This window comes from Micromonospora sp. SYSU B005 (assembly GCF_055362685.1).
Window position 1 is genome coordinate 813202 of the sequence record NZ_JAXCFU010000001.1, and the last position, 22845, is coordinate 836046.

The 22845-nt window shown below is 73.6% G+C and carries 22 protein-coding genes; 12 read left to right on the plus strand and 10 right to left on the minus strand.

All coding sequences use genetic code 11. The annotated features are described in order from the left end of the window. The first annotated feature begins 11 nt into the window (after nucleotides 1-11). Nucleotides 12-944 carry an ROK family protein gene (locus SM452_RS03910; protein ID WP_262013306.1) on the plus strand — a complete coding sequence of 311 codons (933 nt, stop codon included), beginning with the start codon at nucleotides 12-14 and terminating at the stop codon, nucleotides 942-944. Then, on the plus strand, nucleotides 941-2050 hold the full coding sequence (gene nagA, locus SM452_RS03915; protein ID WP_463839301.1) for an N-acetylglucosamine-6-phosphate deacetylase: 1110 nt from the start codon (nucleotides 941-943) through the stop codon (nucleotides 2048-2050). The genes SM452_RS03910 and nagA overlap by 4 nt, the downstream gene beginning before the upstream one ends. A gap of 12 nt (nucleotides 2051-2062) precedes the next feature. Here nagA and SM452_RS03920 read toward each other — a convergent pair whose 3' ends face one another. Then, nucleotides 2063-3271 carry a DUF4032 domain-containing protein gene (locus SM452_RS03920; protein ID WP_120572862.1) on the minus strand — a complete coding sequence of 403 codons (1209 nt, stop codon included), beginning with the start codon at nucleotides 3269-3271 and terminating at the stop codon, nucleotides 2063-2065. A gap of 111 nt (nucleotides 3272-3382) precedes the next feature. Between SM452_RS03920 and SM452_RS03925 the strand changes: the two genes are divergently transcribed. Continuing rightward, nucleotides 3383-4180 carry a phosphatase PAP2 family protein gene (locus tag SM452_RS03925; protein ID WP_463839302.1) on the plus strand — a complete coding sequence of 266 codons (798 nt, stop codon included), beginning with the start codon at nucleotides 3383-3385 and terminating at the stop codon, nucleotides 4178-4180. A gap of 16 nt (nucleotides 4181-4196) precedes the next feature. Here SM452_RS03925 and SM452_RS03930 read toward each other — a convergent pair whose 3' ends face one another. Beyond that, nucleotides 4197-5342: a glycoside hydrolase family 25 domain-containing protein gene (locus SM452_RS03930; RefSeq protein ID WP_262013309.1), complete on the minus strand. Its 1146-nt coding sequence runs from the start codon at nucleotides 5340-5342 to the stop codon at nucleotides 4197-4199. Nucleotides 5343-5616: 274 nt separating this feature from the next. Between SM452_RS03930 and SM452_RS03935 the strand changes: the two genes are divergently transcribed. Then, nucleotides 5617-6858, plus strand: a complete 1242-nt coding sequence (locus SM452_RS03935) for an APC family permease (protein ID WP_463839303.1) — start codon at nucleotides 5617-5619, stop codon at nucleotides 6856-6858. A 54-nt stretch (nucleotides 6859-6912) separates the two neighbouring features. Here the strand turns inward: SM452_RS03935 and SM452_RS03940 are convergent, their stop codons facing one another. Continuing rightward, nucleotides 6913-8697 carry a potassium channel family protein gene (locus tag SM452_RS03940; RefSeq protein ID WP_262013311.1) on the minus strand — a complete coding sequence of 595 codons (1785 nt, stop codon included), beginning with the start codon at nucleotides 8695-8697 and terminating at the stop codon, nucleotides 6913-6915. 87 nt (nucleotides 8698-8784) lie between these two features. On the opposite strand from SM452_RS03940, the gene SM452_RS03945 reads away from it, so the two are divergent. The 4 genes from SM452_RS03945 to SM452_RS03960 all read left to right on the plus strand — a co-directional run bounded on the left by SM452_RS03945 (nucleotide 8785) and on the right by SM452_RS03960 (nucleotide 12699). Next, on the plus strand, nucleotides 8785-9264 hold the full coding sequence (locus tag SM452_RS03945) for an MSMEG_6728 family protein (protein ID WP_135242275.1): 480 nt from the start codon (nucleotides 8785-8787) through the stop codon (nucleotides 9262-9264). Between the two features lie 78 nt (nucleotides 9265-9342). Then, complete coding sequence (locus tag SM452_RS03950) at nucleotides 9343-10887, plus strand: FAD-dependent oxidoreductase (RefSeq protein WP_463839304.1); 1545 nt, start codon at nucleotides 9343-9345, stop codon at nucleotides 10885-10887. 54 nt (nucleotides 10888-10941) lie between these two features. Continuing rightward, a complete protein-coding gene (locus SM452_RS03955) occupies nucleotides 10942-12078 on the plus strand; it encodes a hypothetical protein (protein ID WP_463839305.1) in 1137 nt (378 codons plus the stop codon). Between the two features lie 180 nt (nucleotides 12079-12258). Next, nucleotides 12259-12699 carry an HNH endonuclease gene (locus SM452_RS03960; protein WP_262013315.1) on the plus strand — a complete coding sequence of 147 codons (441 nt, stop codon included), beginning with the start codon at nucleotides 12259-12261 and terminating at the stop codon, nucleotides 12697-12699. Nucleotides 12700-12774: 75 nt separating this feature from the next. On the opposite strand, the gene SM452_RS03965 is transcribed toward SM452_RS03960, so the two are convergent. Then, nucleotides 12775-13398, minus strand: a complete 624-nt coding sequence (locus SM452_RS03965; RefSeq protein ID WP_355513826.1) for a TetR/AcrR family transcriptional regulator — start codon at nucleotides 13396-13398, stop codon at nucleotides 12775-12777. Nucleotides 13399-13467: 69 nt separating this feature from the next. On the opposite strand from SM452_RS03965, the gene SM452_RS03970 reads away from it, so the two are divergent. Beyond that, nucleotides 13468-14010: a peroxiredoxin-like family protein gene (locus SM452_RS03970; protein WP_355513829.1), complete on the plus strand. Its 543-nt coding sequence runs from the start codon at nucleotides 13468-13470 to the stop codon at nucleotides 14008-14010. On the opposite strand, the gene SM452_RS03975 is transcribed toward SM452_RS03970, so the two are convergent. The 3 genes from SM452_RS03975 to SM452_RS03985 form a co-directional block, all read right to left on the minus strand. Further along, entirely contained in the window at nucleotides 13994-14596 is a 603-nt protein-coding gene (locus SM452_RS03975; protein WP_463839306.1) for a hypothetical protein, read from the minus strand. The two genes, SM452_RS03970 and SM452_RS03975, sit on opposite strands and share 17 nt — an antisense overlap. 64 nt (nucleotides 14597-14660) lie before the next feature. Then, on the minus strand, nucleotides 14661-15428 hold the full coding sequence (locus tag SM452_RS03980; protein ID WP_355513835.1) for an enoyl-CoA hydratase/isomerase family protein: 768 nt from the start codon (nucleotides 15426-15428) through the stop codon (nucleotides 14661-14663). A 75-nt stretch (nucleotides 15429-15503) separates the two neighbouring features. After that, nucleotides 15504-17900, minus strand: coding sequence for a M4 family metallopeptidase (locus tag SM452_RS03985; protein ID WP_463839307.1), 2397 nt, complete (start codon nucleotides 17898-17900; stop codon nucleotides 15504-15506). A gap of 188 nt (nucleotides 17901-18088) precedes the next feature. On the opposite strand from SM452_RS03985, the gene SM452_RS03990 reads away from it, so the two are divergent. Both SM452_RS03990 and SM452_RS03995 read left to right on the plus strand, forming a co-directional pair. Beyond that, nucleotides 18089-18520: a hypothetical protein gene (locus SM452_RS03990; RefSeq protein WP_262013321.1), complete on the plus strand. Its 432-nt coding sequence runs from the start codon at nucleotides 18089-18091 to the stop codon at nucleotides 18518-18520. An 80-nt stretch (nucleotides 18521-18600) separates the two neighbouring features. Continuing rightward, a complete protein-coding gene (locus tag SM452_RS03995; RefSeq protein WP_355513844.1) occupies nucleotides 18601-19257 on the plus strand; it encodes a type 1 glutamine amidotransferase domain-containing protein in 657 nt (218 codons plus the stop codon). A 1-nt stretch (nucleotide 19258) separates the two neighbouring features. Here SM452_RS03995 and SM452_RS04000 read toward each other — a convergent pair whose 3' ends face one another. Both SM452_RS04000 and SM452_RS04005 read right to left on the minus strand, forming a co-directional pair. Further along, nucleotides 19259-19870, minus strand: coding sequence for a histidine phosphatase family protein (locus SM452_RS04000; protein ID WP_357209525.1), 612 nt, complete (start codon nucleotides 19868-19870; stop codon nucleotides 19259-19261). 49 nt (nucleotides 19871-19919) lie between these two features. Further along, a complete protein-coding gene (locus tag SM452_RS04005) occupies nucleotides 19920-20339 on the minus strand; it encodes a VOC family protein (protein ID WP_135242286.1) in 420 nt (139 codons plus the stop codon). Nucleotides 20340-20496: 157 nt separating this feature from the next. Between SM452_RS04005 and SM452_RS04010 the strand changes: the two genes are divergently transcribed. Beyond that, nucleotides 20497-22377, plus strand: a complete 1881-nt coding sequence (locus tag SM452_RS04010) for an asparagine synthetase B family protein (RefSeq protein WP_463839308.1) — start codon at nucleotides 20497-20499, stop codon at nucleotides 22375-22377. On the opposite strand, the gene SM452_RS04015 is transcribed toward SM452_RS04010, so the two are convergent. Further along, entirely contained in the window at nucleotides 22346-22834 is a 489-nt protein-coding gene (locus tag SM452_RS04015; protein ID WP_357209523.1) for an AraC family transcriptional regulator, read from the minus strand. The two genes, SM452_RS04010 and SM452_RS04015, sit on opposite strands and share 32 nt — an antisense overlap. Between the last annotated feature and the right edge of the window lie 11 nt (nucleotides 22835-22845).

Consider the following 22845-nt stretch of genomic DNA (forward strand, 5'->3'; position numbering starts at 1 on the left):
GAGCCCATGGCATGAGCGCAGGCGACGAGGTCGTCGTCGCGCTGGACGTGGGAGGCACCGGGATGAAGTGCGCCCTGGTCCGGCCGGACGGCACGACTGTGCACACCGAACGGCACGCCACCGGCGCGCAGCGCGGCCCGGAGGCGGTGGTCGGCACGATCCTCGACGTGGCCGAAGGACTCGCCGGCAAGGCCCGCGCCGACGGCCGTACGCCGGTGGCCTGCGGCATCGCCGTACCCGGAGTGGTCGACGAGGCGCGCGGAGTCGCGGTCTGGTCGGCGAACGTGGGCTTCCGGGACGTACCCCTGCGGGAGCTGGCGGGCACGCGGCTGGCACTGCCGGCGGCGCTCGGCCACGACGTGCGGGCGGGCGGCCTGGCCGAGGCCCGGCTCGGCGCCGGGCGGGACGCCGGCCACGTGCTGTTCGTCGCGATCGGCACCGGCATCGCCGCCGCCCACGTGGTCGACGGGTCGGCCGCCACCGGCGCGCACGGCGCCGCCGGGGAGATCGGCCACATCCTGGTACGCCCCGGCGGCCCGCGCTGCGGATGCGGACGGACCGGCTGCCTGGAGGCGGTGTCGTCGGCCTCGGCGATCGGGCGCCGGTACGCCGAGCTGTCCGGCGCGCCCACCACCGCCGCTCAGGTGGCCGACCGCGCGGCGGCCGGTGAGCCGCTCGCCGTGGAGGTGTGGCAGGAGGCGGTCGAGGCGCTCGCCGACGGACTCGCCACCGGGCAGGCGCTCTACGATGTCTCGACAGTGGTGCTCGGCGGCGGGCTGGCCCAGGCCGGTCCCCGGCTGTTCGACCCGCTGCGGGCGGCGTTGCGTGAGCGGCTGACGTTCCACCGCGAGCCGCGCCTGGTCGCGGCCGACCTCGGTGACGAGGCCGGCTGCCTGGGCGCCGCCCTGCTGGCCCTGGACACCCTGGCGAAGGAGAGTCGATGACCCGGCGCGTGACCGGCAAGGTGGTGACCCCGACCGGCGTCATCCGGCAGGGTTGCGTGGAGATCGCGGACGGGCGGATCACCGCCGTGGCCGAGTATCCGTCGGTGCGCGACGGCCACTGGATCGTGCCGGGCTTCGTGGACATGCACACCCACGGCGGCGGCGGGCACACGTTCACCACCGGCGACGCGGAGTCGGCCGGGCAGGCCGCCGCGTTCCACCTCGGGCACGGCACCACCACGCTGCTGGCGAGCCTGGTCAGTTCCCCGTTCGAGCTGATGCGCGACGCCACCGCCGCCTACCGCCCGCTGGTGGAGTCCGGCGTGCTCGCGGGCGTCCACTTCGAGGGCCCGTACCTGTCCGCGGACCGCTGCGGCGCGCAGAACCCGGAGTTCCTGCGCGACCCGTCCACCGCCGAGCTGAGCGAGCTGATCGAGCTGGGCGGCGGTGCCGTGCGCATGGTCACCATCGCTCCCGAGCGGGACGGCGCCACCAAGGCGATCGAGCTGCTGGTGTCGCACGGCGTGGTCGCGGCGGTCGGGCACACCGACGCCACCTGGGAGCAGACCCGGGCGGCGGTGGCGGCGGGCGCGACGGTCGGTACCCACCTGTTCAACGGGATGCGCCCGGTGCACCACCGCGAGCCCGGCCCGGTGGTGGCGCTGCTGGAGGCCCCGAACGTGGTGTGCGAGCTGGTGGCCGACGGGGTGCACCTGCACGACGGCATGCTCGGCTTCGCCACCTCGGTGGCCGGCCCGGAGCGGGCCGCGCTGATCACCGACGCGATGGCCGCCGCCGGCATGCCCGACGGCGAGTACGAGCTCGGCGGCCAGGCGGTCACCGTGGCCGGCGGGGTGGCCCGGCTCAGCCGCGACGGCGCGATCGCCGGCAGCACGCTCACCATGGACGCGGCGCTGCGGCACGCGGTCGGCGCGGGTGTGGCCCTGCCGGACGCCTGCCGGATGGTCGCCACCACCCCGGCCCGCGCGATCGGCCTGGGCGACCGGGTGGGCGCGCTGCGCACCGGGCTGCGCGCCGACCTGGTGGTGCTGGACGACGACCTGAACGTGGTACGGGTGATGCGCGGCGGCGACTGGGTGGAGTGATCCGCCCGGGCGTCAGACGGTGGGCACCTCGACGCCGAGCACCGCCTGCTCGTCGGGGCGGTGCACCAGCACGTCGGCCAGGTACGACTGCACCGCCCGGCGCATCCCGACGTCCCGACCGGCCTGCTCGGAGAGCAGCCACTTGTGCTCGATGATCTGGGCGAACAGCTCCTGCGGCTCCAGCTTCCGGCGCAGGTGCGCGGGCACCGCCCGGACCACCGGCTCGAAGACCTCGGTCAGCCAGCGGTGCGCCGCCTGCTGCTCGTCGGTGAGGTCGCTCTCCAGCCGGTAGGCGTCCAGGTCGTTGAGGAGCTTGCGGGCCTGGTTCTCCTCCGCGTCCAGGCCGGTCAGGCGCAGCAGACGCCGGGTGTGGTAGCCGGCGTCGACCACCTTCGGCCGGACCAGGTAGCGCCCGTTGTCGACTGTCGACATGGCCACCTCGGCCACGTCGAAGCCCAGCTCGTTGAGGCGGCGGATGCGGCGCTCGATGTCGTGCCGCGCGGCGCGCTCGACCTGCTGCTCGTAGGTGATCTCGTGCCAGAGCCGCTCGTAGCGCCGCACGACCTCCTCGCAGACCACCTCCGGGTCGATCGACTCGTGCAGCAGGCCGGCGGCTTGGAGGTCGAGCGCCTCGCCGAAGATGTTGACCCGGGCGATCTCCAGGTCCTCGCCGCGCTGGCCGTTTGACAGCGACGGGTACAGCGCCCCGGTCTCGGCGTCGACCAGGTAGGCGGCGAACGCGCCCGCGTCGCGCCGGAACAGCGTGTTGGACAGCGAGCAGTCGCCCCAGAAGAACCCCGTCAGGTGCATCCGCACGATAAGCGCGGCCAGCGCGTCCAGCAGCCGGTTCATCGTCTCCGGGCGCAGCGTGTTGGAGAACAGCGCCCGGTAGGGCAGCGAGAACTGGAGGTGCCGGGTGATCAGCACCGGGTCCAGCGGCTCGCCGTCGTCGGTCTGCCGGTCGGCCACGATCGCGATGGCCTCGACCGACGGGAAGTCGATCCGCTCCAGCGCCCGCAGCAGGTCGTACTCGCGCTCGGCGACCCGCTCGCCGGTCTCCTTGACCGCGTAGACGTACCCGCCGAGCCGGACGAACCGCACGATGTGCCGCGAGATGCCCTGCGGCAGCGCCACCAGGTGCTCGGCAGGCCACTGCTCCAGCGGGGTCGACCAGGGGAGGTCGAGCAGCGCCGGGTCGACGAGAGCCGAGGTGATCCGCACGGCAACCAGTGTGACCGCTGACCCCCGCGCCGCGCCTCCCTTCGTGGCTGGGCACACAGCCGCCGATGCCCGCGCCGCCCGGCCGCCGCGGACGGCCGGTAGCGTGGTCGCGTGCGTCAGACCTCGGGGGTACGCGGTGACCTGCGGCTGCGGCTGCGGCCGGTCCGGCCGGCCGGGTGGTGGTTCGACGGACTGCTGCTCGCGGCAGTGGTGGCGCTGACCGTCGCGCTCGCCTCCGGTCACCTGTTCGGCCTCGACCGTGCGGTCGCAGACTGGTCCGACGAGAACCGCCCGGCCGCCGCCCGCTGGGTGGCGATGACGCTGAACCTGCTCGGCCAGGGCACGCCGCTGACGCTGCTCGCGGCCGGGCTGGGCGTTCTGCTGGCGTGGCGGCTGCGCTCGGTACGGCCGCTGCTGCCGCCGGTGGCCGGTTTCGTGCTCACGTTCTTCACGGTCGGCCCGCTGAAGGTGTGGACGGCCCGGCCGGCGCCGAGCGCCTCGGTCAAGGAGCCGTTCCTGTCGCCCGAGCAGACGCTGCCGCTGTTCCAGCACGACCTGCCGGTGCGTTTCGCGCAGTCGTACCCGTCCGGGCACGTCGCCAACTCGATCGTCTGGTACGGCGTCCTGGCCCTGCTGCTGGCCCCGCTCGTGCGCACGCTCGGCCGTACCGTCCCGGCCGGGCTGGTCACCGCGGTCCGGGTGGTGCCCCCGGCGGTGGTCTTCTGCACCACCGTCTACCTGGGCTGGCACTGGCTGACCGACTCCGTCGCCGGGCTGCTGCTCGGCCTGCTGCTGGACCGCCTGCTGCGCCGGGTGCCCTGGGACGACCTGCCGCTGCCGCGTCGCCTCGGCGACCGGGGACGGCCGGTCGCCTGGTCCGCGCCGCCCGCCGCCTCCGCGACGCGGTGACGGGCGGGCGCGGCGCTCAGCCGGCCGGCCGGATCTCCACAATGCTGATCCGGGTACGGGTGCTGTAGGTGAGCTTGCGGCGGTGGTCGCCGTCCTCCGGCCGCACCGCCACCTGGATGCGGATCTGGGTGCCCTTCGGCAGCTCGACCCGTTCGTCCGGCGTGCTCACCACGAACACCCCGCCGGTGGTCTCCGGGTCGACGGACACCCGCTCCTGCCGCAGAAGCGGGGTGTCGTTCTCCGAGTCTCCGGGCCGGGTGTACTCGGCGCGGATCCGGACCAGGTCGTCGCGCCGCAACCCGCGCAGGTCGACTGTCGCCTGGATGCTCACCAGCCCGGTCTCCGGCACGGTCCAGTGGTAGAGGCCGGTGGCCCAGCGGATGGCGTGGAAGACGTCAGTGGTGCCGAGCGTGTCGCCGGCGTGCGCGGTGCTGTGGAAGGTGGCGATCACGTCCCGTTTCGTCGTCGTGGACGTCTTCTCCCCGATCATCTTCGCGAAGTCGTCGGTGGTGCCGCGGAACGCGTCCGCGTCGCAGGTGTGCTGGCGGCCGATGATCGCCGAATCGGTGAACTGCCAGATGCGCGGCGTCTCCGCCGGCTTGCCGTAGCGGGTCCAGCCCGGCCCGGAGTCCCCGCCGGCCCGCGCGTACGCGGCCTTGAAGTCCTCGGCCACCCGGTACGGGTAGTCGGCGTTCCAGCGCGGGAAGTCACCCAGGTCGTCGTCGCCGTACTCACCGCGCGAGGCGTACATCACCGCCACCTTGCCGGTGCGCTCCTCCAGTTCCTTACCCACGTCGACGCCGATGTGCGGGGGCACGTCGTCGGTCGGCCAGCGCTCCAGGTCGATCTGCCAGAAGAACCCGTCGTAGGTGCGCCACCAGGGGGTGTGCTTGTCGGCGTAGTCGATGGCGGTGGTGGCCTGGTCCTCGATGGAGACGTCGGAGTGCACCACCACGTACATGCCCAGGAACGGGATGCCCGCGTCCTTCGCGGCGGTGAGCATCACCCCGTAGTACTGGCTGTGGAACGTGCCGTCGCGCGACTGCTCGGTGCCCTTGTAGGTCATGAAGTCGATGCCCGCGGCGCGGGCCTCCCGGATCCGGTCGGCCGTCAACCCCCGGTCGACGTCGTAGTCACTGGCGTCCCAGCCGAAAAGCGTCATGTGCGGTACCTCCCGCGTTCGCGGAGAAGACGTTCCCGAAATTGCCGGAGCCGATTCGAGGGCGCCATTGCCCGATCGACGCAGAAAGAATCTGATCATCGCCATCGGATAATCGGAACGGAACATTTGCAAACTGCTTGACCTGCGTAAACGACTCTACCCAGGCCCTCCGCAATCAGCCACCGCTGAGCACCGGTTAAATTACGCAAATCATTTTCGTCAATTTCCGGTCGCGGGGCACCTCCCGTTCACCCGAGCACCCTAGGCTGCCGGTGTGGAACAGCTGGCGCGGCGACTCGGCGTACCCGATGCGGTGGTCGTCGGTCTGGGCTCGATGCTCGGCGCGGGCGTCTTCGTGGTCTTCGCACCGGCCGCGGCTGCGGCGGGCGGTCCGGGCCTGCTGGTCGCGCTGGCGGTCGCGGGCTTCATCGCCTACTGCAACGCGACCAGCTCGGCCCGGCTCGCCGCCCGCTACCCCGAGTCCGGCGGCACCTACGTCTACGGCCGGGAACGCCTGCACCCGTTCGCCGGTTTCCTCGCCGGCTGGGGATTCGTGGTCGGCAAGACGGCGAGCTGCGCGGCGATGGCGCTGACCGTCGGGGCGTACCTGTGGCCGGGGCGGGCGCGGCTCGTCGCGGTCCTCGCGGTGGTGGCGGTGACAGCGGTGAACCTGCGCGGCATCGGCAAGACCGCCACCGCCACCCGGGTCCTCGTCGCGGTGGTGCTGGCGGTGCTCGCCGTGGTGGCGGTGACCGGCGCGCCGCAGATCGCGGCCGACCGGCTCACCGCGCCCGCCGGCATCGGGGCGGGCGGCGTGCTGACCGCCGCCGGGCTGCTGTTCTTCGCCTTCGCCGGGTACGCGCGGATCGCCACGCTGGGCGAGGAGGTCCGCGACCCGGAACGCACCATCCCCCGGGCGGTGCCGCTGGCGCTCGGCGCGGTGCTGGCGATCTACCTGACGCTGGCGGTGGTCGCGCTCGGCGTGCTCGGCGCCGACCGGCTGGCGTCCACCGACGCGCCACTGGTCGAGGTGGTGACCGCCGCCGGGCACCCGGGGCTTGCCTGGCTGGTCCGGGCCGGCGCCGCCGTCGCGGTGACCGGGGTGCTGCTGTCGCTGCTGGCCGGCGTCGGCCGCACGACGCTGGCGATGGCCCGGCGGCACGATCTTCCGGGCGCGCTGGCGGCGGTCCATCCGCGCCACCGGGTGCCGCACCGCGCCGAGCTGGCGGTGGCCGCCGTGGTCGCCGCCGTGGTGACAGTGGGCGACATCCGGGGCGCTATCGGCTTCTCCAGCTGCACGGTGCTCGTCTACTACGCGATCACCAACGCGTCGGCGCTGACGCTCGGCCCGGACCCGGACCGGCGCCTCCCGGTACGGCTGCTCGCCGCGCTCGGGCTCGTCGGCTGCCTGGTGCTGGCGGTCAACCTGCCGCTGCCGAGCGTGCTCGCCGGGTTCGGCGTGCTCGCCCTCGGCGCGCTCGGGTACGCGATCCGCAGCCGTCGTCGACCTGCCTGACGCGGCCCGACCGTCCCTGATGCGCCCGGCGGCCCTGACCGCCGACGCGCCCGGTCACTCCTGCGGGCGGCGCGCGGCGGGCGGGCCGGTGGGCGCCGGCGGCGGCGCGGGCGTGGTCTCCCGGAGCAGCGCGGTCAGCCCGGCCCGCCGGGCCACCACCGTGAGCCGGTCACCGGCCTGGATCACCACACGCGGGTCGGCCGACCAGTCGGCCTTCTGGCTCGGCCGGGTGTGCGCGAGCAGGCGCACCTCGCCCGGCCGGGCCACCGCGCTCAGCGGACGCCCGTCCAGCGGCGAACCGGCCACCACCGGCACCTCGGTGACCAGCAGCGCGTGCCGGTCGACCGGGATGGTGGCGACCACCGCGCGATCCAGCAGGGCCGCCGCGAACGCCGGCGCGGCCAGATAGGACACGCTGCGCGAGATGCCGATGCCGAACGCCTGCTGGATCCGCTCGGCGAAGTCGCCGTCGAACAGCCGCAGCACCACGCGCAGGTCCGGGTCGAGGGACCGGGCGATCAGCGCGGCCCGAAGGTTCGTCCCGTCGTCGGTGGACACCACCACGAGCGCCTGGCAGGTGTCCACCGAGGCGGACCGGAGCGTCTCCTCCCGGCCCGCGTCGCCCACGATCAGCGGCACCCCCAGCCGGCGCGCCAGCGCGGCGCCGCGCGCGTCCGGGTTCTTGTCGATCGCCACCACCTCGACGCCGAAGTCGTGCAACTGCGCCATCACCCGGGTGCCGATGTTGCCCAGCCCGACCATCACCACGTGCCCGGAGCGGTCCGGCTGAACCCGGCCCGCGTGCAACGCCAGCCGGGCGTTGACGATGCCGTCGACCACCGCGGCCGTGATCAGCGGGATCAGCGCCAGCCCGGCCAGGTTGAGCACCACCTGCATCACCTGGGCCGCTACCGGCTTGCCGACGTCCGGATCCTGGCCGGTGAGCGTGGTGACAAGCGTCAGGTAGATCGCCTCGCTCCAGCTCACGTCGGCGGCCCGCGCGTTGAGCCAGCCCAGCGCCGCGATCACCCCGAGCAGCACCAGCACCGCGATGCCGATCTTGCGGGTGGCGAAGTGGCGGACCGCCCTCAGCAGCACCGCCACCGGCTGCCGGCGCCGCCGCGCGCGTACCAGCCGCCGGGCGGCGACCTCGGTGCCCGCCGGGCGCCCGGTCGCCTCGGCCAGCACCACGTCGGCTGCCGACTCGTCGGCGGGCAGCACCCGGACCAGGTCCGGATCCGTGGTGACGGCGAGGCCGCAGACCACGTCCTGCGGGCGTACGTCGTCCCGGCGGGCCACGTAGAGCGTGCGCCCCGCGTGCCGGAAGTGGGTCGGCGCCACCTCACCCAGCGCGGCGGCCACGAAGGCGGGCGCGGCCATCGAGGCGTCGGAGAGCACCGCCGAGTCGGGGAAGAGCTGCCGCAGCCCGTCCGCCAGGTTGGTGTTGAACATCCGCACCACCAGGCGCAGCCGCGACTCGACCTCCTGGGCGCAGAGCGCGGCGTGCATGTTGCCCACGTCGTCCTGGTGCAACAGGGCCAGCCCGGCCGCGCCGGCCAGCCCGGCCCGGCGGAACGCGGCCTCGTCGAGCCGTTCGGCAGTCACGACCCGTACCCCGGGCACGTCGCGCCCGTCGGGGCCCTCGGACCGGCGGCGGCCCGGCACCACGAGCGTCACCCGCACCCGGCCGTCGGCGTTGTCGGTGGCGAGCAGCGACCGGACCACCCAGTAGGCGAGCGGGTCGGAGCCGCAGACCACGTAGTGGGGGCGTTCGTCACCGTTCATCCGGAGCCGCCAGCCGGTCGCGCGGCGCGCGCGGTCGCGGAGAGGCTCGGCCATGTCCGGATCGTAGTCAGCCGCTCGCGATGTGCGCAGCCCCGGCGATCATGGACGCATGGCAGGGGCGGGTACGGGTAGAGCACCGGCATGCAGACGTTCCTGCCGTATCCGGACTTCCTGGCCAGCGCGCGCACGCTGGACCAGAAGCGGCTGGGCAAGCAGCGCGTGGAGACGATCCAGGTGCTGCGCGGGCTGACCCGGCCGGACTACGGCTGGCGCAACCACCCCGCGGTGAAGATGTGGGCCGGGTACGAGGAGGCGCTGACCCGGTACGGGCTGGACATGTGCGCGGTGTGGTGCGAGCCGGGCCGGGCCGACACCTGCGCCGGGACGCTCGCCACCGACCTCGCCGCCGCCTGCGGCATCACGCTGATCCGTACCCAGGACGAGCTGGCCGCCGCCGGTGAGCTGCCGCCCTGGCTGGGCCGCGACGACCTGCACCGCAGCCACCGGTCGTCGCTGCTGCGCAAGGACCCCGCCCACTATGCCCGGTTGTTCACCGACGTCTCCCCCGACCTGGAGTACGTCTGGCCCCCGTCGGACCGCCCCCGCCGCTGCCTGCCGTGAAAGCCCCGTCGACGCGTACCCAGCGTGTTGCCCTTTCAAGCGGCAGACTGGGGGGACCGCCGACTGGAGGATGCCCCCGTGAGTCTGTCGCAAGTGGTAGGTCGTCTGATCGGCGTACGCGAGCACCTGGTGGACCCGGGCGGCGGTGGCGCCGACCGCGTGCCGCGACCGGTCCCGGCGCTGGTGGTGGGCGGCGGCATCGCCGGCATGTCGGCGGCGGTGGTGCTGGCCGAGCGCGGCGTGGCGGTGACGGTGCTGGAGGCGGCGCCGCACCTCGGCGGGCGGCTCGGCGCCTGGCCGGAGAAGCTGTCCGACGGCGTCCAGCGCAACGAGCACGGCTTCCACGCGTTCTTCCGGCAGTACTGGAACTGGCGGTCGATCCTGCGCCGCGTCGATCCGGCGCTGGGCTTCCTCAAGCCGATCCCGGGCTACCCGATCCTGTCCGAGCAGTGGCCCACGGAGGAGTTCGGCAAGCTGCCGCCCGCGCCGCCGGCCAACCTCCTGGCGCTGCTGCTGCGCAGCCCGAGCCTGCGCCTGGCGGACCTGCGCACGATGGATCGGGACGCGGCGCTGCCGCTGCTCACCTACGACCCGGTACGCACCTACGAGGAGTTCGACGAGCGGACCGCCGACGAGCTGCTCACCTCGCTGCGGCTGCCGGACCGGGCGCGGGCCATGCTGTTCGAGGTCTTCTCCCACTCGTTCTTCAACCACGAGGCGGAGATGTCGGCCGCCGAGATGATCGCGCAGTTCCACTTCTACCTGCTCGGCAACCCGGAGGGGCTGGCCTTCGACTGCCCTGATCGGGACTACGGCACCGCGATCTGGGAGCCGCTGACCCGGTACGTGGAGAAGCACGGCGGCCGGGTGACGACCGGCGCGGCGGCGGCCCGGCTGGACCGTACCCCGGCGGGGTGGCGGGTGACCGGCGCGGACGGCGACGTCTGGGAGGCGCCGCACGTGGTGCTCGCGGTGGACCCACCGGCGCTCGCCGCGCTTGTCGGCGCCTCGCCCGGCCTGGTCGCGGCGGCACCCGAGCTGGTGGCGCGGATGCCCGCGTTCGGCACGCCCGGGCCGCCGTACGCGGTGGCACGCTACTGGATGGACGGGGACGTCCGGGCGGACCGGGCGGTGTTCAGCGGCGTCTCCCGGCAGCCCACGCTGGACTCGGTGACGCTCTACCACCGGCTGGAGGAGGAGCCCCGCCGCTGGGCCGAGCAGACCGGCGGCTCGGTCGTGGAGCTGCACGCGTACGCCTGCGAGCCGGACGTGCCGGCCGACGAGCTGGCCGCCCGGATGCTGCGGGAGCTGACCGCGCTCTGGCCGGAGGTGGCCGACCTGCGGGTACGCGAGCTGCGCGCCCGGGTCGAGGCGCAGGCGCCGGCGTTCACGCCGGGCAGCCACGCCTGGCGTCCCGGGGTGGAGACCGACGCGCCGGGCCTCTACCTGGCCGGGGACGGCATCCGCACGGAGTTCCCGAGCGCGCTGATGGAACGGTCGGCGGCCACCGGGATCATCGCCGCGAACCACATCCTGCGGGCCGAGGGGGCGGCGGCCGAGCCGGTCCGCTCGATCCGGCCGCGCGGCCTGCTGGCCGGGAAGACGGGACCGAAACGGCTTTAAGCGGACAAAAACGGCTCTAGGCTCGACTGATCCGGTGACACGGGAGGTCGGGCGGTGAGCACCGCGACACGGGAGCGGCGCGACGAGGAGCACGGGACACCACGGGACGAACGGACCGCGGTGGTCACCGCGCTGCGACTCGGCTGGTCCATGGCGGACGCCTACCACCACGCGCAGACAGCCGACCTGACCGACGGCGGGAACCGGCCGGTGGCCGCGCCGCCGAAGTTGTCGAACCTGACCGAGCTGGCCGGATGGCACCGGCTCGGCATGTACCTGGACGGCGTGGACGTGGCGCTGGCGCAGATCGCGCCACTGACCCCGGCGGGCCGTACCGTGCCGTCCACCGCCGCCGCGCGCCGCGCCACCGGCACCGACCGGGAGCCGCTGCTGCGCGCGCTCGACGACCTCAACATCGACGTGCTGCGCTGGACGATGGCGACGAACCACCGGGTGGGTGTGGCGTACCGGCTGGGGCGCTCGCTCGCCGACACCGTACGACGCGGCGACGCCGACCATCTCGCCACTCGGTTCGGCGGCCGGCACCTCCAGATCAGCAGGTGGCTGGACGAGCTGGCGAGCGTGCTGCCGCCGTACTCGGCCGCCGTGGTGCGCCGCTCACTTGCCGCCTGGGCCACGGCTGTCGGCCGCGCCACGGTGGGTGACCCGGGCGAGGCCGGGCTCGCCGAGCTGGCCCGCGAGCTGCGCAACCAGGGCGACCTGTGGCAGGACGTCCTGACCGGCGGCCTGCACCCGCGCGACCTGCTGGACGAGGAGAACTGGGCGGTGGTCGCCCGCAACGTCATCATCCGGGACCGGAAGCTGGTGGCGCAGGCGGCCCGGGGCATCTTCTGGCCGGTGCTGGCGCCACTGCTGGTGGTGCTGCTGGCGGTGGTCGGGGTGAGCGCCGCCGCCGCGGCCGGCTCCCCCACCACCCGGGCGGCGGTGGCGCTCGTCGGTCTGGGCGCCGGGTTCACCGCGATCTGGCGGTCGATCTCCACGCCCACGCTGTCGGTGGCGGCCGAGGTGAACCGCCCGCTGCTGGACAGCGAGCTGGTGGTGCAGATGACCGCCCGGATCGACCGGCCGCTCACCGCCGCCCGGCGCGCCGGCCGGGCCGGACGCCAGCGGCGGCCCGCCGCCGACGGATCGAAATACGTTGCCCACGATTCCCGAATCGATCTACCGTGAGCGCGCAAGGCCAACCACCGCTCCGGGAGCCGTCCATGTCGCTGCGATCCGCCACCACGACGACGTCGTGGCTGCTCGGCGACGGCTGCCGGGAACACGGTCCCCGGCCCGGAGGGCACGACTGACGCGCCTCGCGCGTCCCCGTCGTCGCCGTACCGCCGATCGTGAAGGGAGAGCCCGGTGGACGCCGTCCTCGTCATCAACGCCGACCTCGGCCCGCTGCACCGGGTCACCGTCAAACACGCGATCCGGATGCTCTGCCGCCGGGTCGCCGAGATCCACGAGGCCGAGCCCGACCGGGTGATCGGCGTCTTCCCGCTGCCGCGGGTGGTCCGCCTCGTCCGGTACGTGGTGACCCGCTGGCGGTTCAGCGCCGGCCCGGCCTGGTCCCGGCCTGGGGTGCTGGCGCGTGACCGGCGGAAGTGCGCGTACTGCGACGGCGCGGCGAGCACGATCGACCACATCCTGCCCCGCTCGCGCGGTGGCCGGAACACCTGGGGGAACACCACCGCCGCCTGCTACGCGTGCAACCAGCGCAAGGGTGACCGGACCCCGGCCGAGGCGGGCATGCCGCTGCGGCGGGAGCCGGTGACGCCGAGCTGGGCCGCGCTGGCGCGGTGACCGACGGCCGGCGGGCACAGGGGGCGGTGTCGGGGGTACGCCCCGGCGCCGCGCCCGCCGGTCCCACCAGGGCGCCTACCTGTCGAGACGCCGGGCCAGCCCGTCGAGCAGGAGGTCCAGCCCGCCCCCGAACTCGTCCTGTGGCGCGACCCCGCCGGCCTCGCGCGCGGTCGCGGCGAGCAGGGGGAACTCGTCGCGGGGCAGCGCCGCGATGACAGCCGTTCCGGGGCCTGACAGCGCGCCGAGGTGCTCCATCTGGATCGCCCCGACCACGTAGCCGAGCAGGGCGCGGAACGCGATCACCCGTCCGACGCCGGTGAAGCCGGCCCCTGTCAGCACCGCGAGCACCGCCTCGCCCCAGCGCAGGATCGTCGGCGAGCGGTGCCGGTACGCGGGGAGCAGCGGCACCACTGCCGGGTGGACACCGACCGCGCGGCGTACCCGCTCGGCCAGGTCGCGGATGCCGTCCGCCCACGGGACGTCGCCCGGCGGACGGGTGTCCACAGGTTCGAGGACCCGCTCGACGACGAGCGCCTCCAGTTCGTCGCGGTCGGCGACGTAGCGGTAGAGGCCCATCGTGCTGGTGCCGAGCTGCGCGCCGACCGCGCGCATGGTGAGGCCGGCGAGGCCGTCCCGGTCGAGCACCGCGAGCGCCGCGTCGGCGAGCTGGGCCGGGGTCAGAGAACGGGGACGGGGCATGGCCTTGACAGCGTACAAGATACGCCTACGGTTGTAGGAGTACGTCGTACGCCTACAACGGGAGCGCGCATGGACGTCGTCACCCCTCGCCACCTGACCAGCGTGACCGGCGCCGGGATCGAACTGCCGGATCCGGACCGCCTGGTCCACCTCCAGTTCCGGCGCTTCGCCGGCTGCCCGGTCTGCAACCTCCACCTGCGCTCGATCGTCCGCCGGCACGCCGAGATCGAGGCTGCCGGCGTACGCGAGGTGGTCTTCTTCCACTCCCCCGCCGACGAACTGCGCGAGCACGTCGCCGACCTGCCGTTCGCCGTGGTGGCCGATCCGGACCGGCGGCTCTACCGGGAGTTCGGCGTGGAGTCGGCGCGACGGTCGCTGCTCGACCCGCGCGCCTGGCTGCCGATCCTGCGTGCCGTCGTGACCGGCACCTGGCATGTGCTGCGCGGCCGGGAGAAGCTGCCGTCCACCTCCCCGCACGGCGGGCGGCTCGGGCTGCCGGCCGACTTCCTGATCGCGCCCGACGGGCGGGTCCTCGCCGAGAAATACGGCGAACACGCCTCCGACCAGTGGTCGGTGGAGGAACTGCTGGCCCAGGTCAGGGAGAGCCGGTGACCGCCGGATCGCCGGGGTGTTCCCGCAGGAACGCCTCGGCCCGGGGCGCGTCCCGGAGGATCTGCCAGCAGGCGAACGCGAACATCGCCCCGGTGACGCCGAACAGGACGAACCACATCGGGGTGAGGCTGAGCAGTATCTGGCCGAGGTTCATCGTCACCAGGCCCCCGATCATCGGGACGAATCTCCGTTGCCGGATCATCTGCGCAGCGGTCGTCCGCAGCCAGGGCAGGTCGCTCGGGGAGTCCACCACCCCGCGCCGGACCGCCCGGGCCAGCTCCCGGCGACGACTGATGCTCACCGCCCACAGCCGGGACTCCCGGTCGGCCCGGTAGGTGCCGCTGCGGATCATGCGGACCAACGCGACGATCTCGAGCACGAGGCCCAGCACCGTGAGGACCCCGCCGGTCACCGTCATCCAGGTGGGCGGGTCACCGCGTTCCAGCCAGCTGCTCGGGAAGGCGCCGCCCGCCATCAGCCCCACCAGCAGCGACACCAGCGCGAACACCAGCGCCACGCCGACCAGCAGCAGCCGGAACCGACGGCGCCCCCGCCGGATCTCGTGACGTTCCCGCCCACCGTCCACGATGGTCTCCCCCGTTCGACGGCCTGAACGTACCCGCCGGGGGGGGGCGCCGTTCAAACGGCGGTCAGCGCGTGGCGGGCGGGGTCCAGCCGAAGCGCGGCGGACGGCGCTCGTTGATCGCCGCCACCCCCTCGCGGGCCTCGCCGCTGTCCCGCACCTGGGCGTGCCACCAGGCGAGCCGGTCGGCGTCGGTGCGCCCGTCGACGATCTCCTTGGCGGCGGTCACGGTGAGCCGGGACCGCTCGGCGATGGTGGCGGTCAGCGCCGCCACCCGCCCGGCCAGCTCACCGGCCGGCAGCACCTCGTCCACCAGGCCGATCCGCAGCGCCCGCTCGGCGTCGACCAGCTCGCTGGTGAACAACAGGTGCTTGGCCGCCGACGGACCGACCAGCGCGGCCAGCCGCCGCGTGGTCGGCGCCGGGTAGACCAGGCCGAGCCGGGCCGGGGGTACGCCGAACCGCGCGTCCGCCGCGGCCAGGCGCAGGTCGCAGGCGACGGCGAGCTGGCAGCCGCCGCCCACGCAGGCGCCCTCGATCGCGGCGACCGTGGGGCGGCCGAACGCGGCGAGCCGTTCCTCGGCGGCCACCGCGATGCTGCCGTCACCGGCGGCCAGCAGCTCGTCCAGGTCGCCCAGGTCGGCGCCGGCGCAGAACGTGCCGCCCGCGCCGGTGAGCACCAGCACCCGTACCGCCGGGTCCGCCTCCAAACCGTCGAGCAGTACCGGAAGCTGCCGCCACATGGCCGGGGTCATGGCGTTGCGCCGGGTCGGGTTGTGGATGACCACAGTCGCCACCGGCCCGTCCAGGGTGACTGTCAGTTCCGCGTCGGACATGGTGCGACCGTAACGGCCGGGGCCCGGCGACCACCCGCGTGGGGTGGCCGCCGGGCCCCGGAGTCGGTGGTCAGGTCAGGAGACGTTGATCGCGGTGTCGTCGAGCACGAACGAGGTCTGCAGCGAGACGTCCTCGGTGCCGGTGAACTTCAGCGTGACGGTCTGCCCGGCGTACGCCGCCAGGTTGAACGACTTCTGGCTGTAGCCGCTGGCCTTGTTCAGGTTCGAGTAGGTCGCCAGCGTGGCCAGCACCGAACCGGACGAGTTGAGCACCTGCACGTTCAGCTTGTCGTACTGAACGCTGCTGGTGGTCTCGGCCGAGTCGATGTGCAGCCAGAACGACAGGGTGTACGCGGAGCAGCCGCTCGGCAGGCTCACCGACTGCGACAGCGTCTCGGTACGGGTGCTGCCGTAGCCGTTCATCCACGCGTTCCAGGATCCGGTGCGGGTCGGCTGGCTGCTGCCGTGCTGCCCGATCACGCCGGAGCTGGCGGACCAGACCGTGTTGCCGGACTCGAAGCCGGGGTTGCCGAGCTTCTGGCCGGCGCCGGTGCAACCGCCGCCGACGCTGCTCACGGTCAGCGAGTACGTGGCGGTCTTCGTGCCCGACGCCGCGCTGCCGGTGACGGTCACCGAGTAGGTGCCGGCCGGGGTGCTGGAGCTGGTGGCGATGGTGAGGGTGGACGACCCGCCCGAGGTCACCGAGGTGGGGCTGAACGACGCGGTGGCGCCGGTCGGCAGGCCGGACGCGGAGAACGTCACGGTCTGCGCGGTGCCGCTGGTGGTGGACGTGCCGACGGTGGCGGAGGCCGATCCGCCCGCGGTCACCGACCCGGAGGTCGGCGAGAGCGAGACAGAGAAGTCGTTGCCGGTCGAGCTGCACGGCGCGTCGTTGCCGGCCACGTTCACCGCGGTCCACGCGGCCTGGACGGTCTTGTACTCGGTGGAGCAGTTGCCGTACAGGTCGGTCGCGGCCCGCAGGGTGTACGCGCGGGCGGTGTTGGCCGGGTTGCTGGTGTTGACGTACGAGGTGTTCGAGGTGAAGTACACGTCGAGCGCCCGGTACCAGATCTTCTCCGCCTTGGCGCGGCCGATGCCGGTGACCGCCGGGGCCGAGCCGCAGACCGGCGAGGTGCCGTACGCGGTGGCGCCGGTGCCCTCGGCGAGGTTGAAGAAGAAGTGGTTGCCGACGCCGGAGGAGTAGTGCACGTCCTTGTTCTTCGTGCTGGTGGACCAGCAGGAGTCGGACGAGCCGTCCAGCGACGGGTTGTACATGTAGCGCAGCGGCGTACCGTTGCCGTTGATGTTGATCTTCTCACCGACCTGGTAGTCGCCCGGGTCGCTCGGCGCGGTGGCGTAGAACTCCACCATGTTGCCGAAGATGTCGCTGGTGGACTCGTTGAGGCCACCGGACTCACCGGAGTAGACCAGCCCGGCCAGCGCCTCGGTGACGCCGTGGCTCATCTCGTGCCCGGCCACGTCCAGCGAGACCAGCGGGCGGGAGTTGCCCGAGCCGTCGCCGTAGGTCATCTGGGCGCCGTCCCAGAACGCGTTGACGTAGTTGTTGCCGTAGTGCACCCGGCTCGGCACGCCCTGGCCGTTGCCGAAGATGCCGTTGCGGCCGTGCGTGTTCTTGAAGTAGTCGAACGTCTTGGCGGCGCCGAAGTGCGCGTCCACGGCGGCCGACTGCCGGTTCGAGGTGGCGCCGTTGCCCCACGCGTTGTCCGCGTCGGTGAACGTGGTGCAGGTGGAGGTCCCGTTGTTCATGTCGCAGGTACGGCCGTTGCCGCGTACCGGGTCGATCATCTGGTATGTGCTGCCGGAGAGCGTGGTGTCGATGGTGACCGAGCCGGTGTAGACGCCCTGGCCGGTGCCGGCCACCGTCTCGATCTCGTCGTACGAGCCGATCACCTTGCCGGTGGTGGCGTCGGTGATGACGTGCAGCTTCGACGGCGTCTGCTTGTCCGCCTTCCAGCCGGTCGCGACGGTCTCCCAGGCGAGGCGGCCCTTGCCGCTGCTGGCGTCGACGAACAGTTCCGGCGCGCCGACCGAGGTGAGCGAACCGGAGAACGTCTTGCGGGCGCTGGCCTTGGCCGCGTCCGCGCCGACCTTCGCGGTGGTGCTCAGGGTCAGCGGGGCGGACAGGCTGACCGACGCGCTGGTCAGGGTGCCGTTCGGGGCGGTGTGGATGACGAAGTCACCGCCGTACACCCGCAGGCCCTGGTAGGTCCGGCTGTACCGGGTGTGCGCGGCCCCGGAGGGGTCGACCTTGGTGCGGACGGCCTGATAGGCCTCACCGCCGGCGCCCTGGACGACGCCGGGGTTGGCGCGCAGCAGGCTCGCGGCCTTGGCTGCGGCAGAGGTCTCGGGGCTGGGGGCGGTTGGCGCTGCCGCTTGCGCCGAGGTGGTGACGCAGGCCAGCACGCCGCTGGTGAGCAGCGCTGCGCTGACGGCGGCGACGGATCTTTTCACGGGCCCTCCTGGAAGGCGAAGTTGTGACGGGGGTAGTCACTGATGTAGATATAGCGATACATCGAAGAACGTGAAAGAGGCTGGCGGGATCCCGCCGGAGACACTGACCGAACGGATGAGGAGGAGCGGTGACCCGGAACCGGGTGGTCCCGTCGCGCGTCCGAACCGGTATGAGAGCTGCCCCCGCCGTGGCGGCCGTCGCCGCCCTTCTCGTCCCGCTCGCCGGCTGCGCCCGCACCGACGCGCCACCCGTCGTCACGGACGGGCCCCCGCCGCTCGTCTCCGAGGTCGTGCTCGAGAAGTCGGGAGGCATCGCCGGGCTGTCCGACACCGTCCGGGTCGGGCCGGACGGCCACTGGACGAGGACCGACCGCGCCGGCGCCTCCCGCGAGGGACAACTCGGCGCGGAGAAGCTCACCCGGCTGCGGCAACTCGCGGCCGACCCCCGGCTGGCCACCGAGGCCGCCGCCACAGTCCCGCCGACCATGTGCGCCGACGCGTTCACCTACCGGCTCACCATCGGGCCCCGGCAGGTCGGCTACGTCGACTGCCCGCCGGAGACCACGCCGCCGGCCGTCACCGCGCAGGTGGTGGACCTGCTCAACGGCGCCACCGGCTGACCCGGCCCGATTTCAAACCCGTTCCGGCTGTGACATCGGCCTATGGCCGGCCGGCGGGCGACCGGGCCAGCATGGAAGGCATGACTCGCGCACTCATCGCCCTGACCAGTCATTCCGAGCTGGGCCGCACCGGCCGCTCGACCGGCTACTACGTCGGCGAGGCCGCCGAGCCGTGGGAGGTGTTCCGGTCCGCCGGGTACGACGTCGACCTCGTCTCGGTGGCCGGCGGGGAGCCGCCCGTCGACGGTCGGGACGAGAACGACAGCACCCAGAACGACTTCCTCGCCACCGCCGGCGTCACGGACACCCCGAAGGCCGCCGACGTCGACCCGGCCGGGTACGACGTGATCCTCTTCGCCGGCGGCCACGGCACCATGTGGGACTTCCCCGACGACCCCGACCTGGCCCGGATCGCCCGCTCGGTGTACGAGCGCGGCGGCGTGGTGGCCGCCGTCTGCCACGGCCCGTCGGCGCTGGTGAACCTCACCCTCACCGACGGCTCCCGGCTCGTCGCCGGCAAGCGGGTGGCCGGGTTCACGAACAGCGAGGAGGCGGCCGTCGGCCTCACCGACGAGGTGCCGTTCCTGCTCGCCGACAAGCTCGGCGAGGCGGGCGCGCAGCACGTACCGGCGCCGGACTTCACCGAGCACGTGGTGGTCGACGGGCGGCTGGTGACCGGCCAGAACCCGCAGTCCGCCCGCGCCGTGGCCGACGCCGTGGTGAAGCTGATCGCCTGAGTCAGATCCGGTAGTCGCCGGGCAGGCCGGTGGCACGCAGCTCGGGCGGCAGGTGGGCGACGTCGTTGAACGCGATGAGCGCCGGCGGGCCGCCCGAGCTGTAGCGGATCACCGTCAACCCGCAGTTCTGCTGGTTCAGCCCGATCCACCGGCGCGCCGGCGCGTCCACCGCGTGCAGCACCAGCCACGCGACCAGGAAGTTGTGGGTGACGACCAGCTCGCGTACGTCACCCTCCGCGGGAGCGGCGGCGAACCGCGCCACCGCCTCCGCGGTCACGCGCGGTCCGTCGCGCCGCTCCCGCTCGGAGAAGCCGGCCAGGAACGCCGCGTACGACTCCGGCAGGCCGGCCGGGTCGGTGTCGTGCGGCATGTGGTCGCCGGCGCGGTCGTCCTCGCGTACCGGAACATCTGGCAGCGACGCCGCGACCAGCGCGGCGGTCTCCGCGGCCCGGCGGGCCGGCCCATGATGTACGGCGGCGAAGCGCGTGCCGCGCAGCCGCGCGCCCAGTAGCGTCGCCTGCCGCCGCCCTCGCTCCGACAGCCCGGTGTCCGCCTCCTCCTCCGGCCGGTCCTGCTCGCCGTGACGGACCAGGTAGAGCAGGCGGCTGGGCATCGGCACCTCCACGGTCGGGGACCGCGAGACTAGCCCGCCGCCGCGCCGTTCACTGCCCCTGGCGCATCTGCCCGATCCGGATGCGGTTGCCGAACGGGTCGCGGATGCCGAAGTCGATGCCGTACGGCTGGTCGGTCGGCTCGTCGGTCACCTCGACGCCCTTCGCGACCAGGTCCGCGTACGTCTTGTGCGCGTCGTCGGTGGTGAAGAACAGGAACCCGCCCGCGGCGCCCTTGGTGAGCAGTTCCCGGACCTGCTCGGCGGTCTTCGGGTCCAGCGCCGGCGGGCCCGGCTTCTCCAGCAGGATCTCCCGGCCCGGGTCGCCCGGCACGTGCACGGTGAGCCAGCGCATGAAACCGAGATCCTGGTCGAGGCTGACCTCCAGGCCGAGCTTGCCGACGTAGAAGTCGAGCGCCTCGTCCTGGTCGAGCACGTAGATCTGGGAGCGGGAAGTCGAAAGCATCGTCATGCCGACGACGCTAGAGCAGCGCCCCGGCCTGCTGCTTATCCAAAACCGCGCAGTCCTGCCGCCCGGCACCCTGGTCCGGCTTGCGTCGTTTGCCCACACGGGGACACCATTTCGTCACCCGCTGTTGACGTCTTCGCGACGAAATCGGGGGAAGTCGATGCAGCTGATGTTGGCCTGGGCCGCCACGAGCGCCCTCCCGCCCTCCCGTGGTGACGCCGCCGTCGCCCGATTCCACAGCGCCGCCGCCGAGCTGGTGCCGGAGAGCTGGCACCGCCGGCACCTCGGCGGCACCGACTGGGGTGTGCTGGTGCTGCACCCGGCCGACCCGGGCGGCTACCGGTGGCCGCCCGTCGCCGGCGACGGCGACGTCACCGCCGTCTCGGTGGGCATCCCGGTCGGCGTCGACGGCGACGACCCGGTGACGCTCGCCCGCCACCTGCTCACCGGCGCGGACGTGCACCGCGACGTGGTACCGCCGTTCGCGCTGCTCGCCCTCGGCCACGACCGCCTCGCCCTGCAACAGGACTGGCTCGGCATGGCCCGCGTGTTCACCGGCACCTCCGACGGCGTCACCGCCTGGTGCACCCGGCCCGGCCTGCTCGCCGCCTTCCTGCACGGCGAGGCCCGCCCCGACCCGGGCGGGTGGACGTCGTACCTGCTCACCGGCCACTTCGGCGGCGACCTCTCCCCGCTGGCCGACATCCGGCTGCTGCGGCCGGGCGAGCGGATCACCGGCCGCCGCCGCGCCGACGGCGGCTGGCAGCTCACCAGCGAGATCCGGTACGCCACCGACGACGTGGTCCGCAGCGGCCTCGCCGACCGGGACCGGCCGCTCGGCGAGCGGCTGGACCGGGCCGCTGACGCGCTGACCCGGGCCGTCGCCGGCCTGCACCGGCTGCACGACGGTGAGGTGACGCTCGGCCTCTCCGGTGGGAAGGACTCCCGGCTCATCGCCGCGACGCTCGTCGCCGCCGGCCGTACGCCGAACCTGGCCACGAACGACGACACCGCCGCCGAGGGCGACGTGGCCCGCGAGCTGGTCCGGCTCGTGCGGGACCGGCGCGGCCTGGAGCTGCCGCACCGCCTCGTGCCGGCCGCGCCCCCGGCCACCGTCCTCGGCGTCGGCCTCCGCGACCGGGCGCGACGGCTCGCCGCGCTGCACGACCACCAGTTCCCGTCGAACTACCTGGCCCGGCCGGCCGTGCGCACCCGGCTGCCCGAGGTGGTACGCGCGCCGAGCCTCACCGGCGCGGCAGGCGAACTGGTGGTCGGCTACTGGTATCCCCGGGCCGACGCCGACCCGGCGCCCACCCCGGAGCAGGCGGGCCTGACCAAGCTGCTGGCGGGCGTGCCGAACGCCGCGGTGTCACCGGAGGCACTGGCCACCGAACGGGACCGGGTCACCGCCCTGCTGGCCTACGCCCGCGACATCGGCCTCCGCGACGAGCACCTGATCGACTACCTCTACCTGGTCGAGCGGATGCGCCGGTGGTGCACCTCCGCGTACACCACCGGGATGGTCACCCCGTTCCTGGCGCCCGGCTTCGTCGCGGCCAGCTTCGCGTTCACCGTGGCGGAGAAGCGGGCACGACTGCCGCACACCGCGCTGATCGCCCGGCTCGTACCGGAGTGGGCGGACGTGCCGTTCGTCAGCGCCGCCACCGGGCCGTCCCGGGCCACCCGGATCTGGGAGGGCGACGGCGTCGCCGCCGTGGCCGACCTGCTGGACACCGTGCACGGGCCGCTCACCGAGCTGATCCGGCGGCCGGTCGTGGAGCGGGACCTGCGTACCGCCGCCCGGGGCGGCCGGCCCGATCCCCGGGTGCTCGCCCAGTTCACCGCGCTGGCGGTCGCCTCCGAACGGCTGGAACCCGCCTTCACCAGGCCGTCGACAGGTGCCACCTACGCCCGGGTCACCGCGCCGCCGCGCCCGCGTACGCCGGCGAAGAGCCGGCTGGCCGGATTGCGCTGGGTACGGCGCAGCCGGCTCGGCGACCGGCTCTGGGTCATCGTGCGGCGGCAGGTGCGGGGGCGCTGACCGCGGCGGCTGGCCTCTTGCCCTCCGTGGCCGGCTCGCCGGCGGTGACCGGCTCGCCCGCCGTGCTGCTCGGGCGCATCCAGGCCTTGGTGAAGCAGCCCGGGACGCCGGCCGGCACGGTCTTGCGGCGCCGGTAGGCCGACGGCGACTCACCCACGATGCCGTGGAACGTCCGGCTGAACGTGCCCAGACTGCCGAAGCCGACCAGGTGGCAGATCTCCGTGACCGGCTCGTCGGTGCGTACCAGCAGGTACATGGCCCGTTCCACCCGGCGGCGTTGCAGGTAGCGGTGCGGCGTCTCGCCGAACGTGGCCCGGAAGGTACGGATGAAGTGCGCCTCCGAGACGTACGCGATCCGGGCCAGCGCGGGGATGTCCAGCGGCTGCGCGTACGCCCGGTCCATCGCGTCCCGGGCGCGCAGCATCGCCCGGTTGGACTCCTCGACGGCGCGGCTCATCGCTGGTCAGC